Annotated in this window: 20 protein-coding genes, 1 tRNA gene and 1 CRISPR repeat array; of the genes, 11 read left to right on the top strand and 10 right to left on the bottom strand. The window is 46.1% G+C overall.

Annotated features, from left to right (window positions below; genetic code table 11):
• The first annotated feature begins 250 nt into the window (after nucleotides 1–250).
• Nucleotides 251–1,024 (top strand): ferredoxin--NADP reductase, encoded by a 774-nt coding sequence (locus ACZ5XY_RS09930; RefSeq protein WP_201532839.1) that lies wholly within the window; start codon nucleotides 251–253, stop codon nucleotides 1,022–1,024.
• A 106-nt stretch (nucleotides 1,025–1,130) separates the two neighbouring features.
• Nucleotides 1,131–1,217, top strand: a tRNA-Leu gene (locus ACZ5XY_RS09925).
• 265 nt (nucleotides 1,218–1,482) lie between these two features.
• On the opposite strand, the gene ACZ5XY_RS09920 is transcribed toward ACZ5XY_RS09925, so the two are convergent.
• From ACZ5XY_RS09920 to ACZ5XY_RS09885, 8 genes are all read right to left on the bottom strand, one after another.
• Nucleotides 1,483–2,211 (bottom strand): phage tail protein, encoded by a 729-nt coding sequence (locus ACZ5XY_RS09920; protein WP_464741246.1) that lies wholly within the window; start codon nucleotides 2,209–2,211, stop codon nucleotides 1,483–1,485.
• 9 nt (nucleotides 2,212–2,220) lie between these two features.
• On the bottom strand, nucleotides 2,221–2,745 hold the full coding sequence (locus ACZ5XY_RS09915) for a hypothetical protein (protein WP_464741244.1): 525 nt from the start codon (nucleotides 2,743–2,745) through the stop codon (nucleotides 2,221–2,223).
• Nucleotides 2,742–3,788, bottom strand: coding sequence for a baseplate J/gp47 family protein (locus tag ACZ5XY_RS09910; RefSeq protein ID WP_464741242.1), 1,047 nt, complete (start codon nucleotides 3,786–3,788; stop codon nucleotides 2,742–2,744). Before ACZ5XY_RS09910 ends, ACZ5XY_RS09915 begins: the two co-directional genes overlap by 4 nt.
• Complete coding sequence (locus ACZ5XY_RS09905; protein ID WP_464741240.1) at nucleotides 3,788–4,159, bottom strand: phage GP46 family protein; 372 nt, start codon at nucleotides 4,157–4,159, stop codon at nucleotides 3,788–3,790. Before ACZ5XY_RS09905 ends, ACZ5XY_RS09910 begins: the two co-directional genes overlap by 1 nt.
• The gene (locus ACZ5XY_RS09900; protein ID WP_464741238.1) at nucleotides 4,149–4,628 is read right to left on the bottom strand and encodes a phage baseplate assembly protein domain-containing protein; all 480 of its coding nucleotides are present in this window, start codon (nucleotides 4,626–4,628) and stop codon (nucleotides 4,149–4,151) included. Before ACZ5XY_RS09900 ends, ACZ5XY_RS09905 begins: the two co-directional genes overlap by 11 nt.
• 18 nt (nucleotides 4,629–4,646) lie before the next feature.
• Nucleotides 4,647–5,711 carry a phage baseplate assembly protein gene (locus ACZ5XY_RS09895; protein WP_464741236.1) on the bottom strand — a complete coding sequence of 355 codons (1,065 nt, stop codon included), beginning with the start codon at nucleotides 5,709–5,711 and terminating at the stop codon, nucleotides 4,647–4,649.
• The gene (locus tag ACZ5XY_RS09890; RefSeq protein WP_464741234.1) at nucleotides 5,701–6,912 is read right to left on the bottom strand and encodes a DNA circularization N-terminal domain-containing protein; all 1,212 of its coding nucleotides are present in this window, start codon (nucleotides 6,910–6,912) and stop codon (nucleotides 5,701–5,703) included. The genes ACZ5XY_RS09895 and ACZ5XY_RS09890 overlap by 11 nt, the downstream gene beginning before the upstream one ends.
• Nucleotides 6,913–7,041: 129 nt before the next feature.
• Nucleotides 7,042–7,758 (bottom strand): DUF4229 domain-containing protein, encoded by a 717-nt coding sequence (locus ACZ5XY_RS09885; RefSeq protein ID WP_464741232.1) that lies wholly within the window; start codon nucleotides 7,756–7,758, stop codon nucleotides 7,042–7,044.
• Between the two features lie 204 nt (nucleotides 7,759–7,962).
• Here ACZ5XY_RS09885 and ACZ5XY_RS09880 point away from each other — a divergent pair, with 204 nt between their 5' ends.
• Nucleotides 7,963–8,268, top strand: a complete 306-nt coding sequence (locus tag ACZ5XY_RS09880; RefSeq protein WP_464741230.1) for a hypothetical protein — start codon at nucleotides 7,963–7,965, stop codon at nucleotides 8,266–8,268.
• A gap of 5 nt (nucleotides 8,269–8,273) precedes the next feature.
• On the opposite strand, the gene ACZ5XY_RS09875 is transcribed toward ACZ5XY_RS09880, so the two are convergent.
• Together ACZ5XY_RS09875 and ACZ5XY_RS09870 are read right to left on the bottom strand one after the other, a co-directional pair.
• Nucleotides 8,274–10,106, bottom strand: a complete 1,833-nt coding sequence (locus ACZ5XY_RS09875; protein WP_464741228.1) for a WG repeat-containing protein — start codon at nucleotides 10,104–10,106, stop codon at nucleotides 8,274–8,276.
• Between the two features lie 66 nt (nucleotides 10,107–10,172).
• Nucleotides 10,173–10,316 carry a hypothetical protein gene (locus ACZ5XY_RS09870; protein ID WP_464741226.1) on the bottom strand — a complete coding sequence of 48 codons (144 nt, stop codon included), beginning with the start codon at nucleotides 10,314–10,316 and terminating at the stop codon, nucleotides 10,173–10,175.
• A gap of 179 nt (nucleotides 10,317–10,495) precedes the next feature.
• Here ACZ5XY_RS09870 and csx16 point away from each other — a divergent pair, with 179 nt between their 5' ends.
• The 8 genes from csx16 (at nucleotide 10,496) to csm6 (ending at nucleotide 18,775) form a co-directional block, all read left to right on the top strand.
• The gene (gene csx16 / locus ACZ5XY_RS09865; RefSeq protein ID WP_464741224.1) at nucleotides 10,496–10,792 is read left to right on the top strand and encodes a CRISPR-associated protein Csx16; all 297 of its coding nucleotides are present in this window, start codon (nucleotides 10,496–10,498) and stop codon (nucleotides 10,790–10,792) included.
• Nucleotides 10,793–11,246: 454 nt separating this feature from the next.
• Nucleotides 11,247–12,123: direct repeats of the CRISPR family, unit length 36 nt; unit sequence GTCTTAATCCCTTAGAAATCAGGGAACGTTTCAGAC.
• Nucleotides 12,124–12,461: 338 nt separating this feature from the next.
• Nucleotides 12,462–13,463 carry a CRISPR system precrRNA processing endoribonuclease RAMP protein Cas6 gene (gene cas6, locus ACZ5XY_RS09860; RefSeq protein ID WP_464741222.1) on the top strand — a complete coding sequence of 334 codons (1,002 nt, stop codon included), beginning with the start codon at nucleotides 12,462–12,464 and terminating at the stop codon, nucleotides 13,461–13,463.
• Nucleotides 13,464–13,551: 88 nt separating this feature from the next.
• Complete coding sequence (locus tag ACZ5XY_RS09855; RefSeq protein ID WP_464741220.1) at nucleotides 13,552–14,370, top strand: hypothetical protein; 819 nt, start codon at nucleotides 13,552–13,554, stop codon at nucleotides 14,368–14,370.
• A gap of 52 nt (nucleotides 14,371–14,422) precedes the next feature.
• Entirely contained in the window at nucleotides 14,423–14,875 is a 453-nt protein-coding gene (locus tag ACZ5XY_RS09850; protein WP_464741218.1) for a hypothetical protein, read from the top strand.
• Nucleotides 14,876–14,986: 111 nt separating this feature from the next.
• Entirely contained in the window at nucleotides 14,987–15,502 is a 516-nt protein-coding gene (locus ACZ5XY_RS09845; RefSeq protein WP_464741217.1) for a GreA/GreB family elongation factor, read from the top strand.
• 91 nt (nucleotides 15,503–15,593) lie between these two features.
• Nucleotides 15,594–16,289 (top strand): deoxynucleoside kinase, encoded by a 696-nt coding sequence (locus ACZ5XY_RS09840; RefSeq protein WP_464741215.1) that lies wholly within the window; start codon nucleotides 15,594–15,596, stop codon nucleotides 16,287–16,289.
• A gap of 47 nt (nucleotides 16,290–16,336) precedes the next feature.
• Complete coding sequence (locus ACZ5XY_RS09835; RefSeq protein ID WP_464741213.1) at nucleotides 16,337–17,536, top strand: Card1-like endonuclease domain-containing protein; 1,200 nt, start codon at nucleotides 16,337–16,339, stop codon at nucleotides 17,534–17,536.
• A 111-nt stretch (nucleotides 17,537–17,647) separates the two neighbouring features.
• Nucleotides 17,648–18,775, top strand: coding sequence for a CRISPR-associated ring nuclease Csm6 (csm6, locus tag ACZ5XY_RS09830; RefSeq protein ID WP_464741211.1), 1,128 nt, complete (start codon nucleotides 17,648–17,650; stop codon nucleotides 18,773–18,775).
• The last annotated feature ends 19 nt before the right edge of the window (nucleotides 18,776–18,794 follow it).

Raw genomic sequence — 18,794 nt, 5'->3', positions numbered from 1 at the left:
ATCGCTCGAACGGCGCGCCACTAAGCTTTATTTTTCGCTAACGATATTCCATTTTATCATGGTATATGCCGAAAGCTGCTCGGATTTTTACGTTAAAGTTTGCTATCATAATTACCTTTATTGAGAATGGCTTGCATTCGCTCAAGTTATTATCTCAACATAAAATTTTGTATCAATTCTGCTCAAAACCATTAAAATAATAGCCTTTGCGCTTTTTTCAACCATTTGCTTTGCCAACGACGAGGACGTTATGTCAAAACTTCGCACCGAAACGGTCACAGCGGTTCACCACTGGAACGACGATTTATTTAGCATTAAAACCACCCGTGACGATGGGTTGCGCTTTCGCAACGGCGAATTTGCGATGATTGGTTTGGTTGTGGATGGCAAGCCGCTACTGCGCGCCTACTCGATTGCCAGCCCCAACTACGAAGAAGAGTTGGAGTTTTTTTCCATTAAAGTTCAAGACGGTCCTTTAACCTCACGCTTGCAGCACATCAAAGTCGGCGATGAGTTATTGGTCAGTAAAAAACCAACCGGAACGCTGGTTTTAGACGATTTATTGCCTGCCAAGCACCTTTATATGCTGTCAACCGGAACGGGGCTTGCACCTTTTTTATCGCTTGCTCGCGACCCTGAAGTTTATGAGCGCTTTGATAAGGTGATTTTGGTTCACGGCGTTCGCTACGCTAATGATTTGGCATACCGCGATATGTTCGAAAATCAGTTGCCAAACGATGAAATCTTTGGCGAATGGTTCCGCGAAAAGTTCATTTACTACCCAACCGTCACCCGTGAAGACTTTAGAAATAAAGGTCGCATCACCGAACTTATGAAATCGGGCAAGTTCTTTGAAGATATCGGTTTGCCGCCGATGAATAAAGACGACGACCGCGCTATGCTTTGCGGCAGTATGCCCTTTAACGCCGAAGTTTCGGCGATTTTAGATGACTTTGGCTTGACCGTATCGCCAAGAATGGGCGTTCAAGCGGACTACGTGGTAGAGCGTGCGTTCGTTGGTTAAAAAACTTTAAAAAATATCTTGACGGCAGCAATAAGGCTGCTATAATACGCAGCCTATACAGCGATTACTGTAGCCCAATTTGATAGCTTCGGTTATCGCCCCACATGCCAGTGTGATGGAATTGGTAGACATGACGGATTCAAAATCCGTTGCCCTTAAAAGCGTGTCGGTTCGAGTCCGACCACTGGTACCAATATTTCAAGTTAAGTGCTTGATTGCTAAGGGTTTAAAGTTAACTTAACTTTTAGCGTGTACGCCACAGTGTACACTTTGATTCAAGTTCAAGCTTAATTTGATAAATCAGTGTAACTTCACAATTTATTCTGCACTAATTTGAATCTCATTCTGCACTGTAACTTCACAATTTATTCTGCACTAATTTGAATCTCATTCTGCACTAGGTTTTTGTAAGTCATTCTGCACTAATGCATTATTTCCGCTTCTCGTTTAGATATTCTTTAACTTACCCGCTGCCAACAATCGACGGTCTGCGACGGCTGCATATTATTGTGCGGTTGATCGCCACCTGTTAAGCCGATAGTACTATCCGGAATGTACTGGTTAGACCATGTTGACGTATCACTAGCAATTGTGCCCGCATCATTGTCAGTTGAACCGTTATCTCTACCGTGTTTTAGTGTGTGCCGATGACTTGGCATCTCATCCACGGTTAGCGTATGCTCACGCTCACCATACATAGCGCCCACCGTACGAAATTCGGCAGGGTCATCGACAATATCAGAAAAGCCCACCGCGACGCGACCTTGCAGCGCCCGCTTCCACGTGCCATAGCCTTTATAAGTAGCGACTTCCTCAGACGTCAAGAAGTGCTCTGTCGTCCAAAATAACTCGCCCACTTTCGTATCTTCATAAGTCCTAGCTTCAAGCTCATCTAAGCGCAAACGGTCAGCGTCAATCATCTCTTTGTACTCTACGATAGCCGCCTCAAGCACTTTTTTTTCACCAAACTGCTGAACCAATGCCGCTAAAAGCTGACCATTATCTGTCTTATCTAATGCCAGTCCTAAGCCTTCAATGACGCCTGCAATCTCTTCTTGCAAGGCATTAGCCCACTCAGGCGTGAAGTAGGTCGCGTCCTGATTGGGCAAATCAGCATTATCATGAAAGCCAGTTTTACCAATGCCATTGGCGTCTTGGCGCGCCGTTGCGGAGTCAATGCGGTGCATAGTATGTCCTTATTTGAGGTCAATTCTAAGTGAAGCAGGTAGGTAGTTTTTGGATAAACAAGCCATGTCAGCACGAACAGGCTTGGCAAGGGTTAACGTCACCCGAAAGCGCAGCCTTGCAGTATTCAGCGGCGCGGCGCTAGAGCCTGTACATTGCATCGGTACATAAGTTTGTACCGCTAATATGCTTTGGTCATAGCGCAAAAATAGCTTTTGTAGCCCTGCAAAGTTAAGCAGGACGTGCCCCTCCTGCTTGACGCGCTCAATTTCAGCACGGCGCTCAGAAGTAGTATTACCGACATCATTTTGACCACAAAGCAGCGGTAGACCATATTCGCGCTCAAATTCATCAATCAGCTCATCAGGAATGCCAGTTAATACCGCAAAAATACGCGCCGCTGACTCTTTGACTTGGGTAAGCGCTTTGCTATGTGCTACTATATCTTTATATATAACTGTTTTATGACTATGGTCATAAGCCCCATACGGCAGATGCTGCATCAGCGTGTCTGCGATTTTGTACGTCTGACTCATAGGATAACCTTAATATTAGCAGGGCGTAGCCAGCCGACCTGCTCCATACTAACGGTAGGATTGACATTGCTATTTGGGGTCAACTGAACATCAATCATGCCGGGAACTGCCATGATAAGACTATAAAGCACCGCCGCTTTATAACTTTCAGCAGGGGTCATGGCATTGAGATAATCGTGAATAATGGCACTAATCTCACCGGTATTAATATTAACGCCTGTGACTTTTGCAGTAACATCGAGCACGGCAATCGTAGGCTTAAAAGTGCGCACGTCTTCCCAAAACGCTGCCGTATCTTTTAATACTTGCTCAGATTGCGCCAATAAGTTATCACTTGGCAAGGTTGCACCATTGGCACCTTGAGCGGTGATGGCAACATCAACGCTGCCTGCACCGCGCCGTAGCGGATAGACGTAAGCATTGGCAATGCCTGCTACGCCTAGTACAGCTTGTCTTAAGTCCTCCGCACGCGACAAACTTTTACCCAGCTTTTTCTTATTCCAAAGCCGAGTACGCCATCGCTCAAGGCTTTCGCCATCTGAGCCGCCGCTCATCACCTCAACTTGCGCCACACTTTGCAATCCAGCAACAGGTGACACCCAAAGCAGAGTTCCTGTTACGTTAAAAGTAGCCCCAACCTGAGCGGCTTGCACCGGAACTGCAACTTGTTTGCCACCGACCAATTCCACCTCAGCTGACGTTTGCCAGTAGTGACCAAAACCATCGGTCAACTTGCTACCACTTGGCAGTATCACCCCATCTGTTGTGCCACTTGCCCAGACTTGCCCTGTCGCCGTTGAGCCGCCAAGTCGCGGCAATCCCAGCTCCTCACTATGTATATATAGGTATGGCTCGTCCGCTGTTTGGACAAAAAGCTGCTTGAGAATATATTCTTGATGGCTATATAAGCCTTCAGCAACCGCCGCTGTTCCTGAGGCGCGAACGTCAGCATCTGAGTCACGCGAAGGCAATACCCCAACCTGATTGACATATTCTTGCATGATGACGGCTTTAATATCACTATATTTAGGCGTTTGATACATTATCCGGCTACCTGTACATTAATAGTTGTGACGGTTTGACTTCCATCAGCTTGAGTCAGCAAAGCTTTGATGGATAAAACCCCTGCAAGCGCACTGTCTATACTAACCACAATATCCGTTAGATAATAAGGCAGTCTAAGTGGTTCTAACGCCTGTTTTGCCATGGTCATCGCCATTCGGCGCAATCTTGGCACATCTTTACTGCGTTTGAGTTTGTGCAGCTCACTGCCTAATATTGGGTCTGCAAAATATGAGCCTTTTGGCGTCATCAAGCGCAAATATGCCGCCTCAGTTAAGGCATTTTTGCCTGAATAAGGGGGCGCATCAATGCCAGCTACGGTATAGTCATGAGTCGTTTGGTCAAAGCGCATCTGAGACTCCCATTAAAGGCGTAGGGGGCGCAGCGCCATTATTGGCGTGACTATGACCATTATAAATTTGGCGCATCGACTGCATTGAGCCTGCTTTGTCAGCAACATTGCCAGTTGCCGTAATATCACCGTCAATCTCTAAGGAAACGTTCGCCGTTATCTTATCTTTAGCAAGTCGCAGCTCAACGCCATGTTGGTTATAAACCACCGTTTCACCCTCAGAAAGCTCAATCGTCACCGCATCATTTCCTGCAATAATGACAAAATTACGCGCGCGACCTTGCAGCGGCAACATGACCACCTCGCAATCGGTGGGTAACCAACTGGCAAAGCCAACTTGCTGATAAAGTGGCACATCATCGACCAACTCACCACTAAGCCCCATCACCTGAAGCGCTTTATTTCCAGTACGCTTGATTGTGCCGATAAGCGCCTGACGAAGGGTTGGGGCTTGTTTAAATGGCTTCATTTTGCACTCACTTTTTAATCATTTTTTTATCAAATCGGCAAATTTGATCGGCTGCATCCAGTCCTCAGGACGTTTTAAGCGCAGCTCCGTGGTCATCTCATTATCGCGTGACAGCTGCATGGTGCGACCATAAATCACCCAATCTCCCGCAGCTCGCGGCATCACATTGCTATCAAAGCTCACTTTCCAACCTGTCGCCCAAGGCAGCCCTTTAAACGTCCAGCCTGACATGGTAAGCGTTAAGTCAATGGCATCAAGCTTGGCATCACTCATGGCTTTGGCGGCAAATCTTTCGGCTTCCGCTTGAGTGTCCGAGCGGCTGTCACTCATGATTCGGTGGCGCGCAAGCGGCAAGCGGTGGTCAGTGGCGGTTGCCTTAAAATTTTTGCCTTTGGCATTTTGACCGACAATTTGAATGCTGCTAAAGTCATTGGAAATATCATGTTTAAAATCAGCACTCAGCACATTGTTATAAGGATTTCTATCATCGGTACAAAGGTATAACTTTGGCATGGTGGGCGGCTGCGGCACATCAAAGGGGTTACCAATCATCAGCGCGCCATCTGCCGACAGCCAAACATATTGCCCTGAAGCTTGCGCGGCCGCCGTGAGCACATCCCAAATCGACTCACCAATATCGACGCCTGTTTTTGCTTTGAGCCAATCATTTTGTACCCGCCCCAAGCGTATAGGCAAGCGCGCCAAATCGCCGCCCACCACATAGCGCTGAATAATCTCAGACAGGCTTAAATTTGCCGCCGCATCAATCGGCGCTGAGCAATCAAGCAACTGCCCTGCCAAATCGCGCCCCGACAAATTGGTGGTAAAGCCGCTACGCCCCACGGTTTGACTGACTCGGTCAAGCACGCCCGTTAGCACCAACGCCCCATTACACCTCACTTGACACGGCGCTCCTGCGACAATATAAGCAGGCAATAGGTCGCCATCAGCGCCAAACCAACTGAAACTAAACGCATCAGCAGGAACGCCAATATCACTATCAACGCTCAACTCATCCCAAGTGGCGCAAACCATCCCTGCGATATGTAGCGACAGCTCAAGCGACGTATTATCAGCTTGCATAAGCGGCAACCTGAGTCCCTGCTTCAATGACTGAAGCATCAACCAAACCACGATTGAGCCGCGCCAACTCCTCACTGCGACTGTGGTCACCGTAAAGCCGATGCGCAAGCAGCCGCCATGAACACGGCACAGTGACGCGATGCTGAATTAAAGGCGGTCTGCGATTTATCAACGCCTCGGTTAACCGTTGCAACTGCGCCGCCGCTTTTTTAAGGTCTTGAACCACCGGCGTGATATCGGTATTGACCACTGGCAAATCGTGGTCATTTTGAACACCACTATCGGCTCGTATTTGCTCAATCGCCTCTTGAATTTGTTGCCGCGCCTCATCTTTAATGGCTATAAGCTCACTTGGCGTCAGCGTTGGGCTTTGCTGCTCACTTGTTAATATCGTGATGACTCCCCGACTGAGCATCACTGCTGGCAGCACCTGACCGAGTCGCTGCAAGGGCTGAGCCGTACCGTCATCAAACACATTGCCAAGCGCTTTAACTCGATTAAACAGCCGCCGCCAATTGCTCATCGGGTCATAATCAAGCGGCAGCATTTTCACTAGCATATCCACATCGCCTACGATACTGCCAAGCCAACTTGGCGGACTGAGCAAATCGTCCATTCGAACCAAATTGGTTCCCAAAGCGGTTCGCACCTCGCGCAATTTACTGCGGATTTGCTCAGGAATCAATCGCGCCTCGACTTGCGCCGCTTCGGTATCCAGTGCCATCAGTTGCTCTTGATAGCTGCTCAGCGCCTCGCTAGGTTTTTCCAAAATGAGGCTATCCGCTTGCGCCGCGTTGGTCGGCATTGGCTCGGGCGTAAAGTGCTGAATATTCATCGCGGGCAAATGGCTGATAAATTGCATTTCAACCGTACAGCCATCGACGATGTCGCTATCATGCTTAACCCGATAGCTGGCACAAAATACCTCAAGCGCCCCTAGTATCGGGTGCATAAGCTCCCCTGAGCCTTGAGCATCAAGCGCGATGAGTAACGACTCAAGCGCCTGCTCATACTCAACACCTGCAACAAGGGCAGTCATCGTGATATGTTTAGGGTTATTCCCCATATCAAAAATAGTCGCCCCATTGGTATAAGGACCTTGATGCTGGGCGAGCGACTTATCTTGGCTGTCATCAACACCAAAGTACTCAAAACTCACGCCACGAAAGGAAGCGTCATAAAGGGTATGCTGCCAAGCCATAGGGGTCTCAAAGCTATATTGATAATGAAAGATTGTGGCATACTAGCCGCTTTATATATTGGGGATACAGTTCCGAGATTACAGGCATAAAAAAGCCCCACCAAATGGCAGGGCTTTTGTTGCAGATAACTATCTCATATTAAATTGATTTATCATCGCTTGTAATGTACAATGGTCTGCCTCTGGGTCTGTTAGACCCTCTTTCAGCGTCTCAATAGCAAGGTTTTTGTATTTTTGCTTAGTTGAGCCTCTTACCACTTCCTCGGATTTCTCCAACTGCTTTTTAGCGACATTCACATATATTAAGGTACGAATAAATTGTCTACGCCGCGCCAAGTCCTCTTTCATAAACTTAAATGTCTCAGTCTCAAAATAGCTTTCCTGCTCATATAACATTGCAAGCTTTTCATCTATTAGCTCAAATCTACTGGCTATGGTTTTTTTGTTTGAACTTTTCTTAACAATATCAAAGCTTTCTAATATTAGCTCAAGATTTCTGATAACTGGCAAATATTTACAGTACTTATGCTGGCTTCTATTAAAAAGACTGATGTTGTTTTCAGTTTCTCTTTTGTCATAGGTGGGCAGCGACAGCATCAATAATATCAGCCCATTAAAAGCAATCTGTATTTGCTCGTTTTCATGCCTGATAGTTTCGTTGTATGCTTGTCTATCTATGTGATATGCCTTTTGCTGAACCCGCTTGAATACCCAAAAAGAAACAGCCGCTAGTATAATTAGTACCCAAAAGCCAATACTGCCAAACTCAAGCAATAGCCAGATAACAGCTGTTAATAAGACGAAAACACCTATAAAGGTGAAAATACCGCTGTCGTCTCTAAACATTTTATACACCTTATTTTAGAAAACAATGCTGCCACGATGATTGTATGAGTACCTATTATCTAACGACTAAGCCAAGCTTTCCATATTCAATTATCGATTTTTATTTGTTATATGGCATAATATTCACTATTTTTTCAGGTTTAAGCGATGAACATATATGTACTGCTAGGTGTTTGGTCGGTTTTTTGGGTGGCTGGGTGGTGGATGGCAAAGAATCAGTGGAAAGCTAAACAGCCTATAGCTGTGGGGTGGCTAATTAGTTTGCCTTTATTAATCTTTTGGATGTATGGGATAAACTACAGAGAGGATAGAAAGGCGGATAAAGAGGTTACCCGCACTGAAGAATTAATACAACAAGCCAAATTCTTAGAAGAAAATAGTGCTGAAAAAGTCAAAATCTGTATTGCCTACGACTATGTTATGAATAATGCCACAGACAACCTCAATCAAAACTTATTTCAAGAGTATAAAGCTAAATACGAAAATAGACGCTGTGGCTCATATTATTAAGTCACTTAAACAAAAGGCCCAAACTTACCCCGCTTCGACTGATTGCCGATTTCCTCCATCATATTAATCGCAAGCGGTCGCCCCGCGATGGTGATATTTGGGTTAAAGCTTGGCACAGGCTTACTGGCGATGGCTTGCAGCTGACCTATCATCTGAGATTGCTGGGCAATCATCTTAGCTTGTTGGCTGAGCATCTGAGTTTGAATCTGTTTAGATTGCGTCTGCTCATTGACCATTTGGTCTTGCTTGGTTTGCGTCTGCTCGCTTTGCTGAATCAAGCTATTAAAATGCGCCTCAAGGGCTTGCTGACTACTCTCAAAGCCCAAATTCGCAAGCGCGGTATGTATCGTACCGCCGATTTTGTCAGATAGGTCGGCATTTTTTTCAATCAGCGCCTTGCTTAATATTGTCCCAAAAGCATAGCCACCCACCCCTGCATAGCCAACCGCCGCCCCAGACGCCGACACCAGCGCACTTGCGCCCGCCCAGACGCCGCGTCCCACTGCACCGCCCGCCCGACCAAGCACGCCGCCTGCGCGACCAAGTAGCCCACCCGCCGCGCCACCAGCTGCCCCAGCGCCCACACCACCGAGCAAGCCACCGACAGTAGCAATCGTGCCAAGAGTCGCCAAAGCAAGTCCCGCGCCATAAGCCGCCGTAGCTAGCCCCGCATGATTTTCCATAAATCCTGCCGCTGCCGAATTAAAGGCGCTCAGCTGCTCATTGACTTGAGTATAAAGAGTATAGTTAATACCAAGCGCCTCTTGCTGACGAGCCATCGCTGTTGCCCACTCATCACCTTTAAATAGCTCATAAAGTCCATCGATTGTACCGCTTGCACCATCTAGCCCCGACTTAATACGCTCATTTTCAGCGCCATTTTGACTGATAGCCAGTGCTGCCATCAATGCTTGACGATCAGCAATGACCTCACCCAGTGCTGACCCCTCAAACATATTAGTCATCTGCTCATACAGCGCCTTTGCCTCCTCGCCTTTAGCTTCACTAGCTTGTCTTTTTAAGTCCTGATATTGACTATTTCCTGCCATCTCACGCTCAAGCAAGGCGACAAACGCATCAATTTGATCCACGCCCTTTGCTTTTTGCTGACGGGCATACTCTGACCAATCAAGTCCACCGCCTTTTGATTTTGGTAGTAGCGGGTCGCCAGCTTGAGGAGCAATTTGCTTACTGATTTGCTGTTTAAACTCGCGCGAGTTGATTTTTTGTAATAAGTTGACGACGTTATTACCCGCCTCATCTTGATTACCGGCGGTATTAATAGCGACCTGATTCATCGCCACCACCTTTTTTAAACCATCAACGCCGCCGTAACCGGCAGACTTAGCCAGTGGCAGCTGACGACTAAGATAAGGGTAAACTTCATTCCATTTGGCAGGGATGACGATTTTGCCAGTTTGGTCAATAAATCCAAATTTACCTTCATCATATAGTGATGTCGTTTTGTAAGCGGCTAACCCTTCTGAATAATCCTCAAGCCAGTTAAATTTAAACGGTACGATAAGTTTATTGGCTTTATTGATAACGCCAAATTTGCCATTTTTGCTAACAGCTGTAACCCCGCCGTTAAAGTTCCCAGCGCTCTCATAGCTGTATGGTATGACTAACTTGCCGTTTTTGTCCAAATAGCCATATTTACCGTTTTTATATACAGCGACTAAGCCATCGCTAAAGTTACGATATTTTATAACTGAATACTCACCAACGACCGCTTCATGCTCAGTAGGGATAATCAGCTTTCCTGCCTCATCAATATAGCCTTGTAAATAGATATAATCATCATAGTCATCTAAGCCTTTCGCTTTAACAATTTTCATGACGCTGACGTAAGCTCTACCGTCATAAAAATCGCCACAGTGTTGTTACTTTGCCGGAACGACAACTCAACCTTGGGCGTTTTTATAACCGCAAAGCGTTTCAGAATCACCGCTTGTTTCAAACGCTTGTAGCGCTGCCATGCTATTGGCACTGATGGCGCTTATGGTTAACGCTAAAAAAACTCCGCTGATGCTTTTATTGATGTTCATTAATTAACTCAAATTTGTCGTTGATTTACGGTCGGCTATCGCCAAAATAATTTTTGCTGATGGTTATTTATGTCATATGCAGACGATGGTTTTGCAAGCTTGCCATTTGCCATAGCTGCCAAAATCGGCGCTATAATGGCGCTCATCAATCGCAAGCATCACTCATCAAAAGGAGCGCTATGACCATATATCTGGTAAGCCGCCATCAAGGCGCAGTCGATTGGATGACTCACATGGGCTATGCCTATGATAAGCATCTGACGCATCTGCAAGACTACAGCGCCCTTGCGGCAGGCGATACTATCGTCGGCTCACTGCCGATTAATATCGTCGCTGATTTAAACGCGCTTGGGGTCACGTATCAGCATTTAAGCTTATATATCCCCGAAAACCTACGCGGGGTCGAGCTAAGCGCTGAGCAGTTGTCCGCGCTCAATGCCAAGATTGAGACTTATCAGGTCACGCGCTTGCCGTGATTTTTGGCAATAGGGTGGGATAAAAGTCTAATCGTTTACGGTAAAAAGCCAATAAATGACGGTACTTTTGTTAAATAGCAGATAAAAAAAGCGCTTGGGTAATCGCACTCAAGCGCTTTTATTTGGCATTAGAAACATTCTTAACGGCGGTTATTGTCAGTCTTTAGAAAATCCTATTTAAAGAATTTTCTCTTGCGAAGCTAAAAAAGCAGACACTTTAACGCCTGCGCGAGCAAAGCTCTTGCCTTGCGCTTCGGGTGAGTGTTTCCCAAACACTCACTAATCCTCGCTCACCTTAGAAATCAGGGATGAGGAGGGAAACAGCAAAGCACTGCTTTGCCCCGACGCAAGAGAAAATCTATGATTTTCTTTCAGACATTCTCGCTAAAGCACTTTGTTAGAAATCAGGGAGCGTTTCAGACCTACAGGTTCAAGAAGGGGGCTATAGTGCTTCGTCTTAATCCCTTAGAAATCAGGGAGCGTTTCAGACCGAACATTGAGGAGAACCCAGCGGTAAGCACGGACGTCTTAATCCCTTAGAAATCAGGGAGCGTTTCAGACGCCAGAGGCAATCAAAGGTCGTAATGTGATTGGAGTCTTAATCCCTTAGAAATCAGGGAGCGTTTCAGACTGACGGTAAGTACCGCAAACTGTAACCTCTATCCGTCTTAATCCCTTAGAAATCAGGGAGCGTTTCAGACCGATGAGCGCATCGCCAAGCAACGTGCCAAGAAAGTCTTAATCCCTTAGAAATCAGGGAGCGTTTCAGACAAAGTCAGAAGGGTCAACATGAATGATTTGTGATGTCTTAATCCCTTAGAAATCAGGGAGCGTTTCAGACATCAGTGAGCGCATAAAAAAGAGAGAGCCGAAGCTGTCTTAATCCCTTAGAAATCAGGGAGCGTTTCAGACCTAGCACAGTGGGTACCAAGGGCATCCAGTGGACGTCTTAATCCCTTAGAAATCAGGGAACGTTTCAGACAAAGAAAGTGGAGGAGATGTTATACAATAACCTTGTCTTAATCCCTTAGAAATCAGGGAACGTTTCAGACTCCGAGCGTATCTCTACCGAGAAATTGGTGGATGTCTTAATCCCTTAGAAATCAGGGAACGTTTCAGACTATAATACTCGCGGTCGTGATGTTTACGAAGATAGGTCTTAATCCCTTAGAAATCAGGGAACGTTTCAGACTCCACACGTACGAGACCACTGGTCCGGATGATATGTCTTAATCCCTTAGAAATCAGGGAACGTTTCAGACCTTTGACGAAGCCAAGTCATTATTACATAGAATGTCTTAATCCCTTAGAAATCAGGGAACGTTTCAGACTGTGGCGCGATTTTTAATGTGAATAAAATCAATAGTTTACGATTGAATTTTTTACCAACAAAAATCGGTTTAAAAGTTGCTGTTTTTTTGACCAATTATTTGTGATTTATTGGTTAAAAAGTGAGCAATTTTCGTCTGAAATTTAAAATAGTGACCGCAACTCTCATCGAATAGCGCTGAAACGCCCTGATATCAGGGAACGCTTGTCAAAGCTGACAAGCATTAGCCACTATCATAATAGATGCTAAAGAATTGTGCAATCTTTTTGCCCGATTAAGCGATTGCACCTTATAATGCCCAAACGCTACTTGGTTTGATAAGCCATCCTTGGAGGTTAAATGCAGCGACGTGACGGCGCTTTTGTAGATATTGCCAATCTGATTACGCTTGAGATTACCGTTCAGCAAATCGATCCTTTGACCCTGCCTGAGCATTCAGGGTCGATGCTGCGCGGTGCGTTTGGCACTGCGCTACGCTTGCTGACTTGTGTGACCGACTTGAGCGAGTGCAAGCTTTGTCCGCTCAAAGCGCATTGTAGATTTCCTCATATCTTTGAGCGACCTGCCTTAAGCACGGCGCAAGTGCAAGCGGTCAACCCTTATATCATTCATCCGCCAATTATCGCTAAGCGCCTTGCTGCTGACGATATTTGGCATTTTAGCATGAGCGTTATGGGGTCAGCGATTGAGGATTGCGCGCTGATTGTTCAGGCGTGGCGCACCGCCTTGCAGCAAGGTCTTGGAGCGCGAGCGCCGTATCAAAAGGCGCGATTGTTGCAAGTGCGCTGTGATGGCGTGCCGCTTTATGATATGCGTCAGTCCAGCCACTTATTGTCAACTCCTAAGCCTAGCACTCAGCTTTATCAAAACCAGCTTTTGGCTCATGAAAATGCGCCATTGACCCAGTTAAGCTTGCAATTTGTGACGCCGTTTCGCCATCAGCAGCATGGCAAGATTGCCGCAAAAACACAAATGCTCGATTCGGTGACGTTTTTAGCCTCGCTTTACAATCGTATTCAGCTTTGTCAGCGCCATCACAGCCCAGATACGCCTTGGGATATTGGCTATCAAGATTATCATGCATTTAAAGCCGATATCAATCGTCTGGATATGGTGGTCAACCTTGAAAGTCATCATGTCGCTCGGCGCTCAAATCGGCAAGCGCGCAAAATGCAGCTGTTTGGACTGCAAGGTCAGATTGATTTGATAGATCATGAGAAAACGGGGAATTTAATTAAGCTGCTGCCTGCCCTGCAATTGGGCGAGATATTACATATTGGCAAAAATACCACGATGGGATTGGGACAATATCAGCTCAAAAAGGTCGCTGTCATCAAATAGCCCCTCACCACAAGCTTGCCGCTTTAAGGCTCAGGTCAATAAATAAGGTTTAATAGCTGCACTTCACAAGGCAACTATGGAAACGCTTATGACTTCGATGATGACCTCTCAAACTTTATCAGTAGCAGCAACTGAGCGCGCGACTTCTCAGCTTGAGCTTATTCATCATCATTTGCAGTCTCAATTGGAGTTAGGCGCTCATACTAGCACAGTGCTTGCTAACAATACCAGCCCTGCGCCCGTCACTTTGTTAAATATCGCCGATACCCTAAGCGAGCGCTGCAATATCCAAGAAATACGCCATTTACTTGCCGACATTATCCAAAGCCCAGAATTGCTTGAGGGCATTGCCGCGCGCTCATATTGGCATGGCAACGGCTTTTTAAAGGTCGTTTTGCTTGACCGTGGCTACAAATTGCGCCTGCATATTTGGTTTCAAGGCAGCGCTTGCGAGGAAAACATCCACAGCCACCGTTGGGGCTTTGCCTCGCATATCTTGACCGGCGCGCTTAAAAGCGAGCTTTGGGCAGATGCGGCAAATGAGGACGCAGATACCATCACAGCGACGGAATACCGCTATACCGCCGAACACAAACAGCACTTGCAAACCATCAAAGCGACCAAAGAAGCCCTTGGCAATGCTGTCCTTGCCAAGCAGCAAGACGTCACTCAACTTGCCGGCAGCAGCTACATCATGACCGAAGACCAGCTGCACCGTATCAATCACCCTGGTCAAGAGTTGGTGGCGACCATCATTTGCACCGCGCCGACCGAGGTTTTGACCAACCGTTTGTTTCCAACGACCGACCATCCCAAGCTGCACCCCAAAAAGCTGACAGCGGCGGCGTTAAAAGACGCGCTGACAGATTACCTTGAGCAAATTTGCCCTGTGGCGATGGCGGCGTAACTCATAATGCTTGATGAAACACTTGCCCACTTTTTTTATTTTAGGAGTCCTTATGGATACTAACACGCCTGCCCTACCGCCAACGCTCATTCACAAGCTGCGCCGCTCAGGTCATATTTTGCCCGCTTGCAATTGCCAAGACTTGCAAGAACAAGAGCTGCAAAGCTTAGCGCGGCTACGATTAAAAAGTCAGTTGCTAAATACGAAATTTGGCTATCTAAACGCTTATGACCGCTTATTTCGCCATATCAGCTTAACGCTGCTGGCTCAAGGTTACCGCCTAACTGACAAGCAGCCGCACCAAACGCTACGAGCAGTTGCCGAGCTGCAATTTGATGCCTTAAGTGTCAATCAGATGATTGCACTACGCCATCAGCTTAAAAAAACTGCCGAAGCTAAGGTTGAGCAATCATGCGCTGACACGTTGGCTCAGCTTTTAGCAAGTTATGAGAGCATTGACCCGCAAGCTTGCCAAAACGCCCAAATATTAAGCATAGGTTTATAGTGTACCAATCAACAAGACAGTTAACGCTTACATGGTTTATTTAGCTGTCTTGTATTTGACTGATTTTTATTCAACTTGTTTTTATTTCACGATTTATTTTTAGGAGCGATGATGACGCAAGCTATCTATATGACTGACACTGGATTTGACAACTTAAAAGCGCAACTTGCCCGCAAACAAGCTGAGTATGCTGAGGTTCGCGAGCACCGCCAAATCGCTTTTGAGATGTCAGGCGATGGCTGGCATGACAATCCTGAGTTTAACCGTCAGCAGCAGCTTGAAGCCAATTTAAACCATACGGTCAAAACCTTAACCGAGCGCTTGCAAGTGGCGCGCCCCGTACAAATCGACCCAAACAACCGCCCAACGGCGCACGTTGCCATCGGCTCTTTGGTTGAGATTATCCGCTGGAACTTAACGCTAGATGACGATCAAGGCATAACGGAAACTTGGGAAATCACAGGCTTTGACGAAACGGATATTAACGCGGGCAAGATTGGCTATAACGCCCCACTCGCCAAAGCCATCATTGGGCTGCAAGAAGGCGATACCTCCGATGAGCTGATACTTGGCAACCAAGTTTGGGAAATTGAGGTCGTCGAGCTGCACTCTGGCGCAAAAAAATAATGACGTTTTAAGCCTCAATGAGATGCACAGCAATAAAGTGTGCATCTTACCTACTACCAAAATTATAAAATCAAGCTTATTAGGAGCGCCAATGTATATTGCAATCGAAGGACTAAAAGGCACAGGCAAAAGCACGTTAATCAAGGCGTTATTGCCCCAACTTAGCACGCGCTTTTGTCATCTTGGCACTGTTCAGGCGCTCAACCCGACAAAGCCCATTCCAAATGATAAGCTTGAGGCGCTTTTTCATGAGCGTCAAAACGACAGTGAGTTTTTGCAGCAGCTGTATGCCAAGCGCTCAAACCATCACGCCAGCGCCATTGATTGGAACGCCGCAGGATTGATAATCAGTGACCGCAGTTTGCTGACCAGTTTAGCAGTCAGATGGCACGATGCCAAAAACGCGGGACTTGATGCAAGCACTTATTTTCAAAAACTGCGAGCTCAGGAGCATGTTATCGCGATTCCTGACATTGTCATTCAGCTCGATGCCAGTGATAGCACTTTGCTTGAGCGCTATCAAAAGCGCGGGCGCGACTATGGCAAATACGAAGAAACGGAAAGCGGCATGCTACAAATGCGCGCCAATTTTCAAGATATGTATCAGTGGCTCACCAGCGCATCGGCAAAAGCGATAATCAATCAGCCTATTGATATTTATCACTATAATACCGAAGCTCAGTCGGCGGATGCAATTTGCTTACAAATTTTGGCAGTCATTGAGCATCATCTTAAGCAAATAAATGATGAAAATAAGCACAAAAGCTTGTATTGTCTGACTGCCTAGCAGTTTTATGTTTACTATTTTTTAAAGCCAATATCAGGAGTTTTATTTTGAAAACCTTATTTATTAACGCCACCGCCCAAACCGAAGCCAACTATTACATGACTTGGCATTTATTTAAAAATAGCAATACTGACATTCAAAAAATCGTCATCGTCAGCACCGACTTCACTCAAAAAAATGGTCACGTTAACAACCTTATTGGCGTCCTAAAAGCCGTTAATCTGAATGAAACTCACAACGTTTCGGTTGAAGAGCTGCACCTAAAAAATGGCATTGAAGAAAGTGATATGGCAGCGATTAAAACTGCGATTACTGATTGGATTGAAACCAATAAGCCCTCAAGCATCATCTTTAACATTACCGGCGGCACCAAGCTTATGAGCATCGCTCAAGATCAAATAGCCCAGACCAATAGCCGTTATGAGTGCGTTTATCAAAGCCGCTCTAATAACCAACTGGTCTGGTACAACCGCACAGCTGCGCAGTGCTACGATTTGATATTGCCAGAAAATATCGAGGTCAGACTCAAAGCCCGTGGTTATGAAGCGGTCAGTACCGAAACGGCATTTTTAAACTTACCTGCCGCGCAATATCAATACGCTGACCAAATGCGCGGCTATATGATGGCAGACGTTAACAAGGCGCAAAAGCTTGCCTCACTGCTCAACGCCCTTGCTTCAGAATTTTTGAATAAATCTGAAGCCAGTTTTCCGCACAGTATCCAATTGACTGAAACTAATACAGCAAAGGACTGTCTAAACTGGATAAAAATGCTGGCGCAATTACCAGAGCCGTACTTTTTGTTTGACGCTGAAACCAACAAGCTGACTTGGCAAGACAAGCAAGCCGTTCAATTCGTGGGCGGAAAGTGGTTTGAAGTGCTTGCAGCCTTACTTATCTTTCAGCATTACACGGCAAAAGCACAAGAAGTCGATATTAAAATCGGGCTGCAATTTAAAAAATCGAGTGATGGCAACGAGATTGACGTGGCATTTGTCCAATCAAGCTACCTACATCTTTTTGAATGCAAAACTATTAATTGGGACAAACTGGCAGCACCTACGACAGCGGTTAATACTAATCTGCACAAGCTGCACTCTATTGGTCAAGTCGGCGGCTTAAACACCCATGGCTACTTTGTCAGCTTGTTTGATATCTCTGATAAATCACAAGCGGTAGCAAATGACCTTAGTATTCAGGTAATTACTGGCAAGCAGCTTTTGGATATCGGTCGTTATATTCGTTAGCTACCTGTTTACCCATCTGGTAGAGGTTTACCGCAAGCTTGCGGTAAGCCAAGCCGCCGTTAAGCTCCCTTTATAATACACCCCATCACAACAAACCAATAAGGACAATTTATGTCACGCAATATTTTATTTTTAGTTACTGGAATGACCCCGCAAATCATCACTGAGACCATTTGGGCACTTGGCTGCGATGACAATGCCGAAACTTGGATTCCTGATGAAGTTCACGTATTGAGCACCCAAGATGGCTTAAACCAAATTCGCAAACGCTTGTTTGAAAATGGCGTGTTTGCTCAGTTCAAACAAGACTACCCTCAGCTTGCAAACGTCCAATTTGACCCTACCACACACTTACACGTCATCGCCGATGAACATGGAAAAGCGCTGATTGATTTAAAAACCCCTGAGGACAATGAAAAGTCGGCTGACATCATTTGCCAAAAAATTAAAGAATTTACTGACATGCCAGACACCAGCGTTCATGTGTCCATCGCCGGCGGTCGCAAAACCATGGGCTTTTATGCAGGCTACGCGCTGTCGCTTTATGGTCGCGCTCAAGACAGCTTGTCGCACGTATTGGTTGAAGAAAAGTTTGAGCGCGCGGTAAACTTCTTTTATCCCACCCCAAATGAGCATTTGGTGTCAGACCGCGATGAAAAAGTGGTCGGTAACGCGCAAGAGGCGAAAGTTTGGCTCGCCAACATTCCGTTTGTAAGAATGCGCGATGCCATTTTGCCTAAACATCAGCTGAAAAAAGACCACAGCTTTAGCGAAGTGGTTCAGCAAATTAACGCCTCATTCGAAGACATTACGCTTGAGCTGCATACCTTTAGCCGCAAAGCCATTATTAATGACCAATTTGTGATCAGCGACTTGCCGCCACGCGAATGGGCACTGCTGCACTGGTTCGCTGACCGACGCAAAAATGACAAAGGCGGCATTATTGCGCCAAGCAAAAATAGCAATGAAAAAAGCAGTAACGATGGTCAAGATGAGCATATCCAAGCACTTACTGAGGACTTTTTTGATTATTATTACGACCATAAAAATAATGAAAACTTAGAAGTCAGCGTAGATAAAAAGTTTTTTCAAGGCGCTAAATCAAGATTGCAAACGGCGCTTAAGGATGCTGTTGGCATTGAGCTTGCCGCTAAGCTTGATATTACTCAGCGCGGTAAAGGGATGCCTTTTCAGCTCAATGTCGCCCCTGATGCCATTACGATTTATGACATGAAATAGGCGGCTTAATTAGCACAAG

This window comes from Psychrobacter sp. GTC18467 (assembly GCF_055397455.1).
This window is presented reverse-complemented; position numbering and strand designations above follow the sequence as displayed.